Origin of the sequence: Agrobacterium sp. SORGH_AS_0440, assembly GCF_031453135.1 — a bacterium.
Taxonomy (GTDB): Bacteria; Pseudomonadota; Alphaproteobacteria; order Rhizobiales; family Rhizobiaceae; genus Agrobacterium; species Agrobacterium pusense.
Window position 1 is genome coordinate 46,013 of record NZ_JAVIYR010000002.1, and the last position, 18,324, is coordinate 64,336.

At 58.0% G+C, this 18,324-nt stretch carries 16 protein-coding genes; 7 read left to right on the forward strand and 9 right to left on the reverse strand.

All coding sequences use genetic code 11. The features are described from left to right. Window positions 1-7 precede the first annotated feature (7 nt). Window positions 8-871 carry a prephenate dehydratase gene (locus QE453_RS09455; RefSeq protein ID WP_004439096.1) on the reverse strand — a complete coding sequence of 288 codons (864 nt, stop codon included), beginning with the start codon at window positions 869-871 and terminating at the stop codon, window positions 8-10. 11 nt (window positions 872-882) lie between these two features. Next, on the reverse strand, window positions 883-1,638 hold the full coding sequence (locus tag QE453_RS09460; RefSeq protein ID WP_004439098.1) for a 3-deoxy-manno-octulosonate cytidylyltransferase: 756 nt from the start codon (window positions 1,636-1,638) through the stop codon (window positions 883-885). Between the two features lie 149 nt (window positions 1,639-1,787). Between QE453_RS09460 and QE453_RS09465 the strand changes: the two genes are divergently transcribed. Then, entirely contained in the window at window positions 1,788-2,363 is a 576-nt protein-coding gene (locus QE453_RS09465) for a cytochrome c family protein (protein WP_045533163.1), read from the forward strand. A gap of 79 nt (window positions 2,364-2,442) precedes the next feature. Here the strand turns inward: QE453_RS09465 and QE453_RS09470 are convergent, their stop codons facing one another. The 3 genes from QE453_RS09470 to QE453_RS09480 all read right to left on the reverse strand — a co-directional run bounded on the left by QE453_RS09470 (window position 2,443) and on the right by QE453_RS09480 (window position 6,375). Continuing rightward, window positions 2,443-3,171, reverse strand: coding sequence for a sugar transferase (locus QE453_RS09470; protein ID WP_244405434.1), 729 nt, complete (start codon window positions 3,169-3,171; stop codon window positions 2,443-2,445). 289 nt (window positions 3,172-3,460) lie between these two features. Then, complete coding sequence (locus QE453_RS09475) at window positions 3,461-5,773, reverse strand: transglycosylase domain-containing protein (protein WP_244405432.1); 2,313 nt, start codon at window positions 5,771-5,773, stop codon at window positions 3,461-3,463. A 143-nt stretch (window positions 5,774-5,916) separates the two neighbouring features. After that, window positions 5,917-6,375: a YbaK/EbsC family protein gene (locus QE453_RS09480; RefSeq protein ID WP_153776437.1), complete on the reverse strand. Its 459-nt coding sequence runs from the start codon at window positions 6,373-6,375 to the stop codon at window positions 5,917-5,919. 470 nt (window positions 6,376-6,845) lie between these two features. Between QE453_RS09480 and QE453_RS09485 the strand changes: the two genes are divergently transcribed. Then, complete coding sequence (locus QE453_RS09485; RefSeq protein WP_003492998.1) at window positions 6,846-7,055, forward strand: cold-shock protein; 210 nt, start codon at window positions 6,846-6,848, stop codon at window positions 7,053-7,055. A 385-nt stretch (window positions 7,056-7,440) separates the two neighbouring features. On the opposite strand, the gene QE453_RS09490 is transcribed toward QE453_RS09485, so the two are convergent. From QE453_RS09490 to QE453_RS09505, 4 genes are all read right to left on the reverse strand, one after another. Continuing rightward, window positions 7,441-8,832, reverse strand: coding sequence for a dipeptidase (locus QE453_RS09490; RefSeq protein ID WP_006699824.1), 1,392 nt, complete (start codon window positions 8,830-8,832; stop codon window positions 7,441-7,443). A 164-nt stretch (window positions 8,833-8,996) separates the two neighbouring features. After that, the gene (locus tag QE453_RS09495) at window positions 8,997-9,431 is read right to left on the reverse strand and encodes a MarR family winged helix-turn-helix transcriptional regulator (protein WP_035206501.1); all 435 of its coding nucleotides are present in this window, start codon (window positions 9,429-9,431) and stop codon (window positions 8,997-8,999) included. A gap of 318 nt (window positions 9,432-9,749) precedes the next feature. Further along, window positions 9,750-10,118: a hypothetical protein gene (locus tag QE453_RS09500; protein WP_184285119.1), complete on the reverse strand. Its 369-nt coding sequence runs from the start codon at window positions 10,116-10,118 to the stop codon at window positions 9,750-9,752. A 42-nt stretch (window positions 10,119-10,160) separates the two neighbouring features. Beyond that, window positions 10,161-10,544 (reverse strand): hypothetical protein, encoded by a 384-nt coding sequence (locus QE453_RS09505; RefSeq protein ID WP_184285120.1) that lies wholly within the window; start codon window positions 10,542-10,544, stop codon window positions 10,161-10,163. Window positions 10,545-10,634: 90 nt separating this feature from the next. Here QE453_RS09505 and polA point away from each other — a divergent pair, with 90 nt between their 5' ends. From polA to QE453_RS09530, 5 genes are all read left to right on the forward strand, one after another. Then, window positions 10,635-13,631 (forward strand): DNA polymerase I, encoded by a 2,997-nt coding sequence (polA, locus tag QE453_RS09510; protein WP_184285735.1) that lies wholly within the window; start codon window positions 10,635-10,637, stop codon window positions 13,629-13,631. A 75-nt stretch (window positions 13,632-13,706) separates the two neighbouring features. Beyond that, window positions 13,707-14,426 carry a DUF1868 domain-containing protein gene (locus tag QE453_RS09515; protein ID WP_184285121.1) on the forward strand — a complete coding sequence of 240 codons (720 nt, stop codon included), beginning with the start codon at window positions 13,707-13,709 and terminating at the stop codon, window positions 14,424-14,426. 192 nt (window positions 14,427-14,618) lie between these two features. Further along, window positions 14,619-14,804: a 50S ribosomal protein L32 gene (gene rpmF / locus QE453_RS09520; RefSeq protein ID WP_003507205.1), complete on the forward strand. Its 186-nt coding sequence runs from the start codon at window positions 14,619-14,621 to the stop codon at window positions 14,802-14,804. 160 nt (window positions 14,805-14,964) lie between these two features. Continuing rightward, a complete protein-coding gene (locus tag QE453_RS09525) occupies window positions 14,965-16,791 on the forward strand; it encodes an ATP-binding protein (RefSeq protein WP_404977889.1) in 1,827 nt (608 codons plus the stop codon). Further along, complete coding sequence (locus tag QE453_RS09530; protein ID WP_244405430.1) at window positions 16,788-18,134, forward strand: sigma-54 dependent transcriptional regulator; 1,347 nt, start codon at window positions 16,788-16,790, stop codon at window positions 18,132-18,134. The genes QE453_RS09525 and QE453_RS09530 overlap by 4 nt, the downstream gene beginning before the upstream one ends. The last annotated feature ends 190 nt before the right edge of the window (window positions 18,135-18,324 follow it).

Sequence of the window (18,324 nt, forward strand, 5' to 3'; positions counted from 1 at the left end):
GGCAGGCTCAGCTCTGGTTGAGCTTGCCGCGCATCGCATGGCCCTTGTAGACGCCGAGAATGCGGACTTTTTCAGAGAAGAAGCGCAGCTCGTCCAGCGCATGCCGCACGGGTTCGTCATCGGGATGGCCTTCAATGTCGGCATAAAATTGCGTCGCCACGAATTTGCCGCCGAGCTGGTAGCTTTCGAGCTTCGTCATATTGATGCCGTTCGTCGCAAAGCCACCCATGGCCTTGTAGAGTGCCGCGGGAATGTTGCGGACGTTGAAAACGAAGGTCGTGACGACGATTTCTTCGCTCGACTGGCGCTTGGCCCAGTTTTCATCGCGGGACAGCACTACGAAGCGCGTGACGTTGTTTTCCGAATCCTCGACATTCTCGGCGAGAATATCGAGACCGTAAAGGCTGGCGGCAAGACGCGGCGCAAGCGCCGCCATGCTGCGGTCGCCCGTTTCGGAAACGAGTCTTGCCGATCCTGCCGTATCGCCGGCGATGACGGGTTTCCAGCCGTTGGAACGAATGATCTTGCGGCACTGGCCAAGTGCGTGGATGTGGCTGTGGACGGTGCGGATTTCGTCCTTTTTCACGCCCGGCATCACCATCAGCTGAAAGCGGATCGGCATGAAATATTCGCCGATGATATGCAGGCGCGATTCCGGCAGCAGGTGATGAATATCCGCCACGCGGCCGGCCAGAGTGTTTTCGATCGGGATCATGCCGAGATCGGCTTCGCCGTTTTCAATGGCGTTGAACGCATCCTCGAATGTCGGACACGGCAATGGTTCCATGTTCGGAAACATGTCGCGGCAGGCCATGTCGGAGTTCGCGCCGAATTCGCCCTGAAAGGCAATGCGATTGGTGATCAAGCTCATGGGACTGTCCGTTAAAGGGTTCTGCTTGCAAGAATTTTGCGGGCTTTTTCGAGATCGTGCGGTGTATCGACACCGAGCGGTACGGAGCGGACGATCTCGGCATCAATGCGCATGCCCGCTTCGAGAGCACGCAGCTGCTCCAGCCGCTCGCGCTTTTCCAGCGGTGAGGGCGGTAGACTCACGAATGTCTCGAGCGCAGCACGGCGATAGGTGTAGAGCCCGATATGATGATAAAGCGGCCCCTCGCCGTAAGGCGCGGTGGTGCGGGTGAAATAAAGCGCGCGCAGACGTGTTTCGGAAAGTGGGCTGCCCACAACTTTCACTACGTTCGGATTGGTTTTTTCTTCCTCGTCGGTGATTTCGACCGTCAGTGTCGCAATGTCGACGGCGGCGTTCTCCAGCGGGCGCAACGAGGCGCGTATAGTTTCCGCCTCGATGGTTGGAAGGTCGCCCTGAACATTGATGACATATTCCGCCTTGCCATAGGGGTCGGCCTTCTGCAGCGCTTCGAAAATGCGATCCGAACCGGATTGATGGTCGTCACGCGTCATCATCACGTCGAAACCGGCATTTTGAACCGCCGAAAATACCTGTTCGTCATCGACCGCGACGACGATTCGCTCCGCGCCGGCCTCACGTGCCCGCTGCGCAACCTGCACGATCATCGGCTTGCCACCAATGTCGGCAAGCGGCTTGCCGGGCAGGCGCGTGGAGGCCATTCGCGCCGGTATGAGGACGACAGCTTTCTCGAAATCCCGATTATTCATCCGACACCCTTCAAATCCCGCCCGAAAAGTGTCAAAACGTCACGGTGTGGGGAGCATTATTCAAGTTGCGCAGGCTGTGCAAAAGCCATAGCTTTCGAGCAATTTCAAGATGCCCGTTATATCGAGCGGATGCGAGGGAGCGCGTTTAGATGAATTCTTATGTTAATATGGGCGTTGGGGCGTTTCTGGGTACAGTATTCGTCCTGATGTCGGTGTCGATTGCGTCCGAGGGCATTTTCCATGCGCCCGCGCCCGAAAAGGAAGGTTACGCCATCGTCGCGGAAGAAAGCAGCGGCGGAACGGGCGGCGGGGAAGCGGCGGCTGCGGCCACCCCGATCGCACAGTTGCTCGCCAGCGCGGACGCCGCCAAGGGCGAAGCGGTCTTCAAGAAATGTACGAGCTGTCATACCGGAGAGAGTGGTGGTGCAAACAAGGTCGGCCCCAATCTCTTCGATGTCGTCAACCGGCCGATCGCCAGCCACGAAGGTTTCAGCTACTCCGCAGCGATGAAGGATTTCTCGAAGGGTGGATCCGAGCACTGGGATTACGATCATCTCAACTATTTTCTCGAAGCCCCGAAAAAGCACGTTCCAGGCACGGCCATGGGCTTTGCGGGTGTGAAGAAAGAAACGGAAAGAGCAGATCTTATTGCCTATCTCCGCACGCTGTCTGCGAACCCGGCGCCGCTGCCGGACCCGGCTGCAGCTCCCGCGCCGACAAATTGAAGGTGACGACAGTTCATGAGAAAAGCCCGGCAGAGATGCCGGGCTTTTCTTTTCGCAATCTTGCCTTGCCTCTCGAAGATCAGAAGCCCTTGCCGCCCCGCAACTCGGAAATCACTGTTCCGACCATGATCCTGACATCCAGCCAGACCGAAAAGTTTTCGACATAATAAAGATCGGATACGATGCGTGCCCTTGCCTTGTCGCTGCGATCCGTTGGCCCGCGCAGGCCCCGCATCTGGGCAAGTCCCGTGATGCCTGGCCGCATCCGGTGCCGCAGGTGATAGTGCGGAACCAGCTCCTCGTAGAGACGGCCGGCCGCCAGCATGCCGATGGCATGGCAGCGCGGTCCGACCAGCGACATGTCACCCTTGAGCACATTGATGAGCTGTGGCAGCTCATCAATATTCGTGCGCCGGAGAATGGCGCCGATGCGGGTTATTCTCGGGTCATTCTTCACTGTTTGCGCCACGCCGGTGGCGTCGCACATGTCTGTTCTCATTGAGCGAAATTTATAGACGCGAATCTTCCGTCCATTCATGCCCCAGCGGACCTGCGAGAACAGGACCGGCCCGCGGCTGTCGAGTTTGACGAGCGCTGCCACCGTCAGCAGGACGGGAGCCAGTGCGACGAGGGCGATGGACGCCCCCGCAATGTCCATCGTTCTTTTGAGCGCGAACTGGCCGCGTTGTAGTGGAGATACCCGTTTCTCAAAAGTGCAGGGCTGCGTTTCCGGTGTCTCGAAAGTGATGGCCGAGGAATAGGGATCGCCGAAAAAAACGGCATGGGATGAGCCTTTAGTACCCAACATAATATAGGATCCTGAAAAACTTATTTTGATAGAAGAAATTTAATTTATATGAACGATTAATAATTCATTTACCCTAAAAAGTCATCCGAAATGTAGCCGCGTCTGGGCAAATATCAATCTAAAGTTAACGTATGCACGCAGGTGTTGCGCTTCAGGCACCGATTCGCCGCCGTGGATGGGGCGGCGGCCGGTTCGGCCACCGAAAAGCGTGAAACGAAAGGGGTGAAGGACGTGGACCTCGGTCGCTTCGTCCTTCGTTCCCGGGACTTGGCGACGATTTAAAAACCTGTCAGCGACCCATCAGAATGTCGAGCAGGGTGGTTTGTTTCGGTCCCGACACGTCAGGCGCTTCACCGCCAATATCGGCCGGCGGCACAGGGCCGTTGCCGGCGGAATAACGGGGTTCGATATCCCGCGAAGGAATATTGGCCGGCGGCGTCAGCCCTCCCGGCTGCCCATCTGGCTGATTCGGGGCGGGTGATGCCGGCGCCGCGGGATAGGCGCGGTTATCAGTCGTTCCGCCGCCCAGCGCGTTGGAAATGATGTCGCCAATGGAGGAGGGCGCATTCTCCGGCGCCGGTTGCTGCATATCCATGAGCGGCGGCACGCCGCCTGCACCAAGACCGAAGAGGGGCGAAGGCGAAAGACCGGAATGAGCCGCGGTCATGAACTCTTTCCACGCCCTTGCAGGAAGGCCGCCGCCCGTGACCTTTTTCATGGAGGTGCCGTCGTCGTTTCCAAACCAGACGCCGGTCGTCAGATTGCTCGTATAGCCAACAAAGAGCGCATCGCGGAAAGACTGAGTGGTGCCGGATTTCCCCGCTGCCTGCCAGCCCTGCAGGCGCGCGGCCTTGCCGGTACCTTCGGTGATGACGCGCGACAGCATGCCGTTCATCGTGGCGGCAATTTCTTCGCTCAGCACCCGTGGCGGATTGTCATATTTGTTTTCATAAAGCACCTTGCCATCGGCATCGGTGATACGCTTCACGATGTGCGGCGTGGCTTTATAGCCGCCATTCATGAAGGGAGCATAAGAAGCTGTCAGTTCCATCAGCGACACTTCCGAAGTGCCGAGCGCGATGGAGGCATTGTTCTGCAGCTCCGATTCGATGCCCATGCGATGCGCCACCTGTGTCACCCGCTCGGGACCGACCTCCATCACCAGCTGGGCGGCGATGGTGTTCAGGGAGTTGGCCAGCGCTGTGGCCAGTGTCACTTCGCCGCGAAATTTCTTCTCATAATTTTCCGGGGTCCAGTTGCCGATACGAACAGGCCCGTCATTACGAATGGTATAGGGCGTAAGCCCGGATTCGAGGGCGGCGACGTAGACGAAGGGCTTGAATGCCGAGCCGGGTTGGCGTTTTGCCTTGGCGGCGCGGTTAAACTGGCTTTCGGCATAATCCGCACCGCCCACCACGGCCCTGATCGCGCCCGTACCATCGATGGAAACCAGTGCCGCCTGGGAGGCGCCCTGTTTTTTGCCGTCGCCCTGCAGCACGTGGGTCAGCGCCTTTTCGGCATCGCGCTCGAGATCGGGATCGATTGTCGTATCGACGACGATATCCTGCTTGACCTCGCCAACCAGGCCGCGCACCTCTTCCAGCACCATGTCGGCGGCGTAATGTTCGGCACCGGACCAGAAGCGTTTCGCTTTGGTCGGCGGCTGCGACATGGCGGTCTTGATCTCATCATCGGTAATGAAACCGACGTCGCGCATGGATTGCAGCACGACCTGCGCCCGTTCTTCCGCTGCCTGTGGGTCCCGTGCCGGCGAAAGGCGCGAGGGCGCTTTGAGAAGCCCGGCGAGCATTGCCGCTTCGCCCAGATTGACGTCGCGGGCGGATTTGTTGAAGTAGCGCCGCGAGGCCGCCTCGACGCCATAGGCGTTGGATCCGAAATAGACGCGATTGAGGTACATCGCCAGGATCTGATCCTTGGTGAACTTGTGCTCCAGCCAGAAGGACAGCAGCACTTCCTGAACCTTGCGTTCGAGGGTCCTGTCCGGCGAAAGGAAAAGGTTTTTCGCCAGCTGTTGCGTCAGTGTCGAGCCGCCCTGCACGGTTCGCCCCGTCAGCACATTCGTGACGATGGCACGTCCGAGACCAAGCGGATCGACCCCGAAATGGGAATAAAACCGCCGGTCCTCAATCGCCATCACAGCCTGTGGAATATAGGGCGACATGTCTTCCAGCGCGAGCGCCTCGCCGCCGGTCGTGCCACGGTTTGCAAGCACGCTGCCATTCACGGAAACGATCTTCACATTCGGCGGACGTTCTGGAATGGACCAGCTGCTGGCACTCGGCATGCGCGCGCCATAATAAAGCACAAGTCCGGCAATCCCGATACCGCCCCAAATGCCCAGCACGATGCACCAATAGACGAGGGACCGGATGAAACCCGTCGCCCCCCGACCTGTGCTGCGGGCGCGCTTTTCGTTTTTCGTCGCCTTGGGTCGGCGTGAAGCCTGTTTCGGTTTCTTCGGCGACTGTTTTGCAGTGCCGCTGATGCGCTCGCTGGCGTCAAGACGCAGATCGTCACCGGACTCGTGGAAATCCCCGAAGGAGGGTTCTACCCGTTCGCGTGATCTACCCTTGCCTGCCATCCAGCCGAAATCGCTCCTTTTGCGGGACCGCCTGTGCCCTGTCGGCCTCAGGCGTCTATGCCTGCGCGATCCTTAATCCAGGATGAAGAGTTTAAATGCGGCAATTTAAGGCGGGGTTAAGCCCAGGCCGGATCAAATCGGCGTCATTGGCAGACGTCGACCCATTCAGCTTTAGTCAGTTCGGCCATCACATGGGGAGAAATCCGCACCGCTGCATTGGTAGCGCCGGCTGCCGGAACCACTTCAAGATAATCTCTCAGCGATATGTCGCAAAACACAGGCAAAGGCGACGGCAAGCCGAAGGGGCATACGCCGCCGACAGGATGGCTGGTCACCGCAACCACCTCGTCCGCCCCCAGCATGCGCGGTTTCGTTCCGAAATGATCACGGAATTTCCTGTTGTCGAGGCGTTTCGTACCCGCGGTGACAACGAGCAGAATTGCATCGCCCGCCTTGAGGCAGATCGTTTTGGCGATCTGGTCTGGCTCGACGCCATGTGCTTCAGCGGCGAGCGCAACGGTTGCCGAACTGGCCTCCGTTTCAATGATTGTCACCCCGGGTGATTTTTCGGCAAAAAATGCTCTGACGGATTGAATAGACATGCGTATTTGTTAGGCGGTTAGAAATGGTTGTTCAAGATGTCACGACGTAGCTATGCAATAATCGCAATGCTGCGCTGCGATAGAATGTCTGTTTTTTGAGCGGCGATGTTGTATGTTCAAAACATCGAAGCGACGCACTCCTCCTCCCAGCGTCGCCCGATTGGACTGACAATACTCCTCCTCCCAATTGTCAGTCAGTTTCAAGAACCCGGCGCACCTCCTCCCGCGCCGGGTTTTTGCTATTTGGCGCTTCCTTTTTCGAGCCCTGGCGGACCCCTGATGCGATAGTTTCGTTCAAAGAAACTTGACTTTCAGCCCCTTCCAACCTAGGTACTTCGCCATCGATATTTGTTTGACGACCAGAGCTTCGGCGTCTTTCCAGACGCTCACGACGATCTTTTCCTTCAAATTCGACCCCAAGACCGCGCTGCTCGCAGCGCAAATACAATTGCCAACGGAAGGAAATCGTTATGGCGACTGGTACAGTAAAGTGGTTCAACGCAACCAAGGGCTACGGCTTCATTCAGCCGGACGACGGTTCGCAGGACGTATTCGTTCACATCTCGGCTGTTGAGCGCGCAGGTCTGACCGCCCTCAACGACGGCCAGAAGCTTTCTTACGAGCTGATGCAGGACCGCCGCTCTGGCAAGATGTCCGCAGGCAACCTCGTCGCTGCCTGATACGCAACAGGCCCGAAAGGGTTTCTTGCATGAACTGAAAGGCCGGATTTTTCCGGCCTTTTTCTTTGGAAGGAAGTCCGGCGGGCGGGGTCTTGAAAACGGCGGTACGTATACCGATATAGAGTTCAACAGTGTTTAGATGAAAACTGTCAGGGGCGTCTTAAGATGCCGCTGTTGTTGCGTTAACCAAAGATTAACCAAAACAGATGATCCTGATTGTGAAAGCAGCGTCGGAAATCGACGCGCTCTGAAACATCAGACCGTTGAACCGCTTTGACCACGGATGTACTGGCATTGACGGAAAACGGATGGAAAGGTCGGGCTTGCCCGGCCTTTTTGTTTTTGGAGTGAGCGGAGGCGCCCGACCAGTGGCGCCTCCTCTTTTTTATTTCGCGGCCAGTGCGTCGAGAATGCGGATCCAGGAGCGAATGCCCTTGTGGAAGGACTGCAGGTCGTATTTTTCATTCGGCGAATGAATGCGATCGTCCGTCAAGCCGAAACCGACGAGCAGCGAATCCATGCCGAGCATCTTCTGGAAATCGCCCACGATCGGGATAGAGCCGCCCATGCCGATCACGACGGCCGGTTTGGGCCACTCTTCCGAAAGGGCGTTCTTCGCCTTGGTCAGGACGGGTGAATCGTATGAAAGCTGGATCGCCGGCGATGCGCCATGCTCGTGGAATTCCACGGAGCAATCAGCCGGAATTTTCGAGCGTACATAGGCCCGGAAGTTTTCGCGAATGGCGGCGGGGTTCTGTTCGCCGACAAGGCGGAACGATACCTTGGCGGAAGCTTTTGCTGCAATAACGGTCTTGAAGCCATCACCGGTGTACCCGCCTATGATGCCGTTGACCTCCGCTGTCGGCCGCGCCCAGGTCTGTTCCAGCACGGAGCGGCCCTTTTCACCCGAGGGAACCGAAAGGCCCACTTCACCGAGGAAGGTTTCTGCGGTGCGGCCCAGCGTTTCCCAGGCAGCCTTGATATTGGCGGGCGTTTCTTCCACGCCGTCATAGAAGCCGTCGAGCGTCACGCGGCCGGTCTCGTCATGCAGGCCAGCGAGAATGTCGGTCAGGATGTGGATGGGGTTTGCGGCGGCACCACCGAAAAGACCCGAATGCAGATCGCGATCGGCGGCGGTGATGACGATTTCTTCGCCGACCAGACCACGCAGCGCCGCGGCAATGGCGGGCGTATCCCGGTCCCACATGCCGGTATCGCAGACCAGGGCATAATCTGCCTTCAGCTCTTCCGCATTCGCTTCGAGGAACGGCTTCAGCGAGGGCGAACCGGATTCTTCTTCACCTTCAAAAAGAATGGTGACGCGCACCGGCAGGCCGCCATTCACGGCCTTGTAGGCGCGGCAGGCCTCCACGAAGGTCATCAGCTGGCCCTTGTCATCCGCCGTACCGCGTCCTGTAATCACCTGACGGCCTGCGCCGATATCCTTGACGGCGGGTTCGAAAGGATCGTTTTCCCAGAGATCGAGCGGATCGACCGGCTGTACATCATAATGGCCGTAGAAAAGCACATGTGGGGCGTCTTCATTGGCCGCATCGTGATGCGCCACCACCATGGGGTGACCGGCTGTATCGCGAACGGAGGCGGTAAAGCCGAGCGCTGAAAGCGTTCTCACGAGCCATTCCGCCGCCTTGCGGCACTCGGCCTTGTAAGCGGGGTCCGTGGAAATCGACGGAATGCGGACGAGTTCAAACAGTCGCTCGAGGCTGGAGGTGAGATTGTCATCGGCAGTGGAAAGAATGGGGGAAACGTCTGTCATCGCTGATCCTGTCATGTCTGTCGTGACCCGGCGATAAGACGAAACATCCGGGCATCGCGCATCGCGGGAAACAAGGGCCGGCGTGTCGTGAATCGGCAAACGCGCGGCCGCGGGAACGATAGAGCAGTTCAGGAAAACTGCGAAGCGGTTTCGAGTTGGAACCGCTATTTTGCTTTTTTTGCGCTCTCGATGGCGCGGCGCATATATTCCAGCAGAAGCTGGCGTTCAAAACGCCGGAAATCCGCAAGCAACATGTCTTCGGTGGCCTCAGAAGCGGCAATGGCATTCGCTTCCAGGTCCCTGCCGCGCTGCGTCAATTCGATGATCTGGGCGCGGCGGTCAGCGGGATGCGTCTTTCGCACGATCAGCCCGTCGCGCTCCATGCGTGAGAGCGTGTTAGCAAGCGTTGCCTGTTCGACATCGATTCTGTCGAGCAACTGCCTTTGCGTCAGCCCTTCTTCATGCCAGAGCTCGATGAGAATGGGGAATTGGCCGGGAGAGAAGCCCAATGCGGCGGCTCTTTTCTGCAGCGCCATAGTGAACTCCCGCGCCATTTTGGCGGCGAGATAGATGGCCGATTCATCCCGGGAAAACCCCATTCCTCCGTCCCTCAGACAGTTTGGCCAGGCGGCGCCGGCAATTCAATAGTGCGATATATATCGCACGATATGTTTTTGCCAGCTGGTAACAGGCGCAAAATAAAACCGCCATGGCCTGGAGGGGACGGCCATGGCGGTCATATTGGAGGACAAAGGCCCGGAGAGGGGGAAAGGCCTTTGTCCGGTCTGACGCGGCGGGGGACGAGCCAGCTATCAGACTACGGCGTGATCAGGCGCCGTCCTCTAAGAAATGTGTCTGCAAATGCGGCTTTTCAAGGGAAAGATGGATTACAAATCGGTAAGGTATGAGCCGGCGTTTCAAAACTCTCGCCTCCTGCGCTCCACGTAAACAAGCAGCGCAAAACCCACTCCAGCAAGCGCAGCTGTTGTACATAAAAAAAAGAGTGCCTGGCGGCCGACGCCAAGCTCTGAGGGCAAAATGGCCAGAACGAGAAACGCAGTAAAAAGTGCTGCGTTGGCGACAAGATAAAGGGCCGTTCCAGCGGGGCTTTGCAATGCGACGGCGGAAAAACTGCTGAGCCCTTGGATAGCCGTGCAATACATCATGGCTAGCAGCCCGTGATGAAAAATCTCCGTTGTATCACTCCCTCCAAACCAAGAGAGGAGAACAGTGGCGGCGGTCAATGAGATCCCACCTGTTAATGCTGATACTATACGGTCGCGCAAGGTAGGCTCCCTAACTCCGGGAAATTTTAAAGTGATATCTATTTAACGGTTCTCACCATGTCTGCTTCTCTGAAGCATTCCTAAAGCAAAATTCGCGCCGCCTACGACTATGACGAACAGGCAGAAATAGAGGATCTGACCGCGCAGATCGTTGGGCAATGGATCAATGACAATTAGCAAGAATACACCGAGAACTGCCGCTTCGAGAGCATGATACTCGAGCATCGTCAAAATGCCACGGCGGTGGTCTTGTTCTCTTGGAAAAAAATGGCGCAGTCCCGTCGTCGCCAGAAGATAAAGTGGTGCAAGCAGGGACTTCTGAAAAATAGCAACCCCATCCTCGCCGTTGAACCACACGAAAAGACCTGTCGCAGTGGCGAATAAAAGCGCTCCAAAATAAGTTTGTAAGACAGCATTTTTCGACATCGGCTTTTCCCTAGAAATCATCAAAGATATAGCCTCGCATCCGATCTCGACGATAGACCTTTCGCCTCTGGCGCGCTATCCATGCTACCCATGAAAAAAGGCGATCATCTCTTCCTCGTTGACGGGTCCGGTTTCATTTTCCGGGCCTTCCATGCCATCCCGCCGCTGAACCGCAAGTCGGACGGGCTGCCGGTCAACGCCGTTTCCGGCTTCTGCAACATGTTGTGGAAGCTCCTGAAGGATGCCCGCAACACCGATGTCGGCGTGACGCCCACGCATTTTGCGGTAATTTTCGATTATTCGTCAAAGACATTCCGCAATGAGCTTTATGATCTCTATAAAGCCAATCGCACGGCGCCGCCGGAAGATCTGGTGCCGCAATTCGGGCTGATACGGGAGGCGACGCGCGCCTTCAACCTTCCCTGCATCGAGACGGAAGGCTTCGAGGCGGACGATATCATCGCCACCTATGCCCGGCAGGCGGAGGCCATTGGGGCCGATGTCACCATCATCTCCTCCGACAAGGATCTGATGCAGCTCGTCACTGCCAATGTCCACATGTACGATGCGATGAAGGACAAGCAGATCGGCATCCCCGATGTCATAGAGAAATGGGGCGTGGGTCCCGAAAAGATGATCGACCTGCAGGCCATGACCGGCGATTCGACCGACAATGTTCCGGGCATCCCCGGCATCGGTCCAAAGACGGCCGCGCAACTGCTGGAAGAATACGGCGATCTCGATACGCTGCTCGCCCGGGCAGGTGAGATCAAGCAGCAGAAGCGTCGGGAAAATATCATCGCCAATGCGGAACTTGCTCGTATTTCCAGACAGCTCGTGGCACTGAGGACCGACGTGCCGCTGGATCAGCCGCTTGAAGCACTGGTGCTGGAACCTCAGAACGGCCCGAAACTCATTGCCTTCCTGAAGGCGATGGAATTCACCACGCTGACGCGGCGGGTTGCCGAAGCGACAGAGACCGATGCTTCCGCCATTGAGGCCGCCAATGTGCCGGTTCAGTGGGGCGCTGACGCCCATGGTCCCGATCTCGATGCGCCGGCCGCTCCGACTGCGGGCGAAGCGGCCGCTGGCGTAACGGGCACTGCGGCTTCGCCCGCTATTCCGGCGCGGAAAGGTGTCGGGGAGGGCAGCGCGCCGGCTGATCTTGCCACCGCCCGCCAGACGCTTTTTGCCGCCGCCAAGATCGACACGAGCGCCTACACGACGATCAGGGATCTTGCGACGCTGGACCTCTGGGTTGCGGCGGCGCGGGAAACGGGGGTCGTCGCGTTCGATACGGAAACGACCTCGCTTGATCCGATGCAGGCGGAGCTCGTCGGGTTTTCGCTGGCAATCGCCGATAATGGCAAGGATGCCTCGGGCAGCGATATACGCGCCGCCTACATTCCCTTGACGCACAAGACTGGCTCCGGCGGCGATCTATTCAGCGATGGTATCAGGCTCGCCGAAGGCCAGGTGCCCTTTGACGAAGCACTGGTCCGTCTCAAGGACTTGCTTGAAGACGAGGCCGTGCTGAAGGTCGCGCAAAATCTCAAATATGACTATCTGCTCATGAAACGCCATGGCGTCGTCATGCAGAGTTTCGACGATACGATGCTGATCTCCTATGTGCTTGAGGCTGGCAAAGCGACGCACGGCATGGATTCGCTGTCCGAACGTTGGCTCGGCCATACGCCGATCCCCTATAAGGACGTGGCGGGATCGGGCAAGTCGAGCGTTACCTTCGATTTTGTCGACATCGACAAGGCGACGGCATATGCAGCGGAGGACGCTGACGTCACCTTGCGGCTGTGGATGGCGCTGAAGCCGCGGCTTGTTTCAGAACGGCTGACCAAGGTTTACGAGCGGCTGGAACGTCCGCTGGTGCCTGTTCTGGCGAATATGGAGGAGCGTGGCATCACCGTCGACCGGCAAATCCTCTCACGTCTTTCCGGCGAACTCGCCCAGAAGGCGGCAGCGTTTGAAGAGGAAATCTACGAGCTGGCCGGCGAGCGTTTCAACATCGGCTCGCCAAAGCAGCTCGGCGACATCCTGTTCGGCAAGATGGGCCTGCCGGGCGGCTCCAAGACCAAGACCGGCCAATGGTCGACCTCGGCACAGGTGCTGGAGGATTTGGCGGCTGAAGGTATTGAACTACCCCGCAAGATCGTCGACTGGCGGCAGCTGACGAAGCTGAAATCCACCTATACGGATGCTCTGCCGGGATATATCCACCCGGAGACGAAACGTGTGCATACATCCTATGCGCTGGCCTCCACCACAACAGGCCGTCTGTCGTCCTCGGAACCGAACCTTCAGAACATCCCCGTCCGCACGGCGGAAGGGCGAAAAATCCGCACGGCTTTCATCTCGACGCCCGGCCACAAGCTTCTTTCCGCCGACTACAGCCAGATCGAACTGCGCGTGCTGGCCCATGTCGCCGATATTCCGCAGCTTCGCAACGCCTTCGAAAACGGCATCGACATTCATGCCATGACGGCTTCGGAAATGTTTGGTGTGCCTGTCGAAGGCATGCCCTCGGAAGTGCGCCGCCGCGCCAAGGCCATCAATTTCGGCATTATCTACGGTATTTCGGCTTTCGGTCTCGCCAACCAGCTCGGTATCGCCCGTTCTGAAGCCGGCGAATATATCAAGAAATATTTCGAGCGTTTTCCCGGCATCCGCGACTACATGGAGGCGACAAAGGCTTTCGCCCGTGAGAACGGTTATGTCGAGACGATTTTCGGCCGCCGCGCCCATTATCCGGAAATCCGCTCGTCCAACCCTTCCGTGAAGGCCTTCAACGAGCGCGCCGCCATTAACGCCCCGATCCAGGGCTCCGCGGCGGATATAATACGGCGCGCCATGGTCCGTATCGAACCGGCGCTGGAGGCTGAAAACCTGTCCGCCCGCATGCTGTTGCAGGTGCATGACGAACTCATCTTCGAGGTCGATGAAGCGGAAATCGAGAAAACTCTGCCCGTCGTCGTCTCGGTCATGGAAAATGCGGCCATGCCGGCAATCTCCATGAAGGTGCCATTGCAGGTGGATGCCCGCGCGGCTGACAACTGGGACGAGGCGCATTGACCGGCTTTTGGCCGGTCTATGTCATGGCTGTGTCGCGTGCACGGATTAGAGGAAACCCTTCACGAGGAGTTTCCCATGCACGCCCCGCTCGTCTCGAAAGATCTCGGCTATATTTCTGCTGCCTGTCATGATCAGCCGCCGCGCCATCTCGGCAGCCGCTTTAATGAGAATGGTGAGTTTCTGCCTGAGCCGGGCAATACGGTCGTCTGCCATCCTGTCGGGGGCTCGCAGACCGAAAACGCGATCATTGCGACGCGTCGGCGCTTCCTGGATATGCCGGAGGCATCCCAGCTTGCTTTCACACCGGCTTCCAGCCTGCACATGACGGTGTTTCAGGGCATCATCGAGTTTCGGCGTGCTCTGCCCTATTGGCCGCAGACAATGCCGCTTGATACACCGATCGACACGATGACGGACTATTATCGCGACCGCCTTTCTGCTTTTCCGGCGCTGCCGGGATTCAACATGCAGGTCACCGGTTTGCGGCCGGTAGGTCTGGTCCTGACGGGAGCCACGCCCGAGGATGATCGCATTGTGGCCCTGTGGCGGGATGCATTCGCCGATTTCTTCGGATATCGCCATCCTGATCATGACAGCTACGAGTTTCACATCACCCTGTCCTACATCATCAGCTGGTTCAAGCCTGAGTGCCTGCCGCGCTGGCAGGCGATGCTTGACGAGGAACTGGAAAAGCTGCGCGCCGCGGCGCCAGTTATGGAGATGCGTCCGCCGGCTTTCTGTGAATTCAGGGATATGAACCACTTCAAGGAGCTGGTTGTTTTCGATAGAAGGTGAAGCATGATTGGCATTGCCTGAGGGCAGTTTGCCGCATGGTTTTTGCCGAATCGGAAAAAATGCGCGTCAGGGCTGGTCAAAGCCCGTTTGGGCATGTATAAGCGCGCCAAATTTCCGATATCGAGACATCCGACATTCGGCCTTTGGTTCTGGCCGGTTCCGTTGTTTCGCCGCTTAAGTGGAGTAACAAAAATGGCTGTACCAAAAAGAAAAACAAGCCCGTCCAAGCGTGGCATGCGCCGCTCGGCTGACGGTCTCAAGTCTGCGACCTATGTTGAAGACAAGAACTCCGGCGAACTGCGCCGTCCGCACCATATCGATCTGAAGACCGGTATGTATCGCGGCCGTCAGGTTCTGACGCCGAAGGAAAGCGCATAAGCTTTTCCGACGTGACTTTGCAAAAACCGGCCCTCGTGGCCGGTTTTTTGTTTTTAGCGAGCTATGACGGTGTCCAGCGCTCACTTGGAAAATCTCGTCACTCCTCCTACACTCGCTTCGGGAGAGCGGGTTCGATGCCTGCCGCGTGAGGGGAGTTTCGGTGAAATATCGCTGGATTTTGCTGATGATGCTCGGTCTTGGCCTCGGTTACGGCGCCGTGACAAAAGGAAGCGGCGTCATTGCAGAAAGCTATTTCGGTGAAATGTCCGAGCAGGGGCGCACGACGCTCCGGCTTGCCGTCTCCGCCCTTGGCGGGCTGTTGAATCGTTACGAGCCGCTGCCTGCCTTGATTGCAGATCATGATGACATTGAGGAGCTGGTCGCACATCCCAAGGATGAAGCCCTGCGACAGCGCGCCAATGTTTACCTCAAATCCATCAACACCCTGCTGGAATCCTCCGATATCTACATCATTACGCTGGATGGCGAGACAATCGCGGCCAGCAACTATGATGGTCCGACAAGCTTCGTCGGTGAGAATTTCAGCTACCGTCCCTATTTTCAGGATGCGGCGAAGGGCCTGCAGTCGCGGTTCTTCGCGCTCGGCACGACCTCGCACAAGCGCGGATATTATTTCTCCGCGCCTATTCTCTTCAATGCGGAAATAAAGGGCGTCATCGTCTTCAAGGTCGACATCGAAGGCATAGAGGCCTCCTTCGGCGATGGCGAAAACCGTATTCTTGTGTCGGATCCCGAAGGCATCATTTTCATGACCGGCACACCGCAATGGCTTTATTCCGGCCTGATGCCGCTGACGCCCGAGAGACTGGCGCGTACCGAGGCCTCACGCCGTTACGCCAATGCCACACTGAAGGAACTGCCGCTGAAACACGGCAGTTTCGGCTCGCATCAGCTGATGACGATTACCCAGAACGAGGGGGACAGGGAATATATGGTCCTGTCTCAGCCGATGGCGGATGCAGGATGGACCGTCAGCGTGCTGATGGATACCGGTTCATTGCGGACACAGGTGAAGACGGCAATGATCGCGATCATCCTGTGCCTGTGTCTGGCAGCCGCGCTGATCGCGGCGATGCTGCAGAGACGGCGACGGCTGCGTGAACGGCTGACCCATCAGGCAGAAGCCCAGGCGGAGCTGGAACGTCGGGTCGAGGAACGCACTGCCGATCTGGCGCGTGTGAACGAGGAGATCGAACACGAAATCGCCGAGCGCCGCCAGACGGAAAAACAATTACGCAAGATGCAGAATGATCTGGTGCAGGCGGGCAAGCTTGCGGCGCTCGGACAGATGTCGGCAGCCTTGTCGCATGAAATCAACCAGCCGCTTGCCGCAGCCAAGAATTATGCCGAAAACGCGTCGCTTCTTGTAGAGCGCGGGCGGCTGGACGAGGTCAGGGAAAACCTCAGGCGCATATCGGGGCTGATCGATCGCATGGCCTCGATCAGCAGGCACCTCAGGAATTTCGCCCGAAAGCCGAACGAAAAAATGACTGCGGTCAGCCTGGAAACCGTGCTTCGCGACACGCTTGAAATCGTCGGTGCCCGGTTGAAGGCCGCCAATGCGGTGCTGGATGTCAATCTCGGCCCGGTGTCACTTGCGGTGAAAGCTGGTCCGGTGCGGCTGCAGCAGGTGCTCGTCAACATCATTTCCAACGCGGCGGACGCCGTGGAGGGGCGCGAGGATCGGCGCATCGCGCTCGAGGCCGTACAGCACGGCCAGACGGTTTCCGTCTTCATCCGCGACCGGGGACCAGGCGTTCCGCCGGCAATTTCGGATCGCATCTTCGATCCGTTTTTCACCACCAAGGGTGTGGGGCGTGGCCTCGGCCTCGGGCTTTCCATCTCCTATAACATCATCAAGGATTTTGGCGGCCAGTTGCGGGTGAGAAATCATGAGGAAGGGGGCGCGGAATTCGAGATCGAATTGCCCGCCGCCGCCTGGCGCATGGAGGCGGCTGCGGAATGACCATGTCGCGGGTTTTGCTGATCGATGACGAAGAGGAACTGCGCTTCTCCACTGCCCAGGCGCTGGAGCTTTCCGGTTTTGCCGTTACCATGCTGGCGAGCGCCGAACACGCGCTCGAACTCATCGGCTACAGTTTTGATGGTGTCGTGGTCAGCGACATCCGCATGCCCGGCATGGACGGCATGACACTGCTGCAGAAGGTGAGGGAGCTCGATGCGGAAATACCTGTGATTCTGATGACGGGTCACGGGGATGTTCAGCTGGCGGTCAACGCCATGCGCAATGGCGCCTATGATTTCATCGAGAAGCCGTTCACACCGCAATATCTCGCGGGCATCATCAAGCGGGCCAATGACCGGCGGGCGCTGGTGCTGGAAAATCGCCGTCTCAAGGCGGTGGCGGGCAAGCATGACGATCTCGAAACGCGCCTGCCGGGCAGAACCCAGGTGATGGTCGATCTGCGGTACCGCATTCGCGCCATCGGTGCGACGGATGCCGATACATTAATCGTCGGCGATACAGGCGCAGGCAAGGAGGTGGTCGCGCGGGCATTGCACGATATCAGCAGCAGAGCCAACCGGCCCTTTGTCGCGATCAACTGTGCGGCGCTTCCGCAGACATTGATTGAGAGCGAGTTGTTTGGTCACGAGGCCGGCGCCTTTCCGGGCGCGCTGCGCCCACGTTATGGCAAGTTCGAACACGCGCGCGGCGGCACCATCCTGCTGGATGAAATCGGCTCTATGCCTTTCGAACTGCAGGGCCGATTGCTTCGCGTGCTGCAGGAAAGAGTGATTACCCGTCTCGGCTCGAATGAAACGGTCGAACTCGACGTGCGCTTCATTGCCACCAGCAAGGTAGATCTGGAACAGGAAGTTGCGGCTGGCCGTTTTCGCGCCGACCTTCTTTACCGCCTCAACGTCGCGACAATTCTCGTGCCGTCGCTCTCGCAGCGCAGCCCGGATATTCCGCTGCTCTTCCTCCATCTGGTACGAGAAGCTGCCGCCCGCTACGGGCGGGAGGATATGGAGGTGCCGCAGCACCTGCTCTCCGCTGTTTCGCTCAGGGAATGGCCGGGCAACGTCCGGGAATTGCGCAACGCTGCGGACCGCTTCGCGCTGGGCCTGGAAACCGACGTGTCCGATGCGTCGCCGGCGTTTCAGGATGATGGCAGGTCGGCTCTCGCCCCGAGGGTCGCGGCATATGAAAAAAGCCTGATTGCGCAGGCCATCGCAGCCCATGGGGGAAATCTGAAATCCGTTTATGAGAACCTCGGCATCTCCCGCAAAACCCTTTACGAGAAGATGCAGAAATACGAGCTTCACCGGCATATGACCGAGATGTGATGGGTGGATTTCCACCCATCTTTAGGCCGTCATGGGTTGAAATCCACCCATTATCTTTGGTTACACGGATAAAACTGCGTTTCATCGCAACAGTGCCGTTGCTGAATGTCACTTCGGGATCGCAAATATCGTCACCCCGGCCGCCATGGAGGAGCATGCGCGGCTGAAGTGGCGATCATTTTCATCCGGG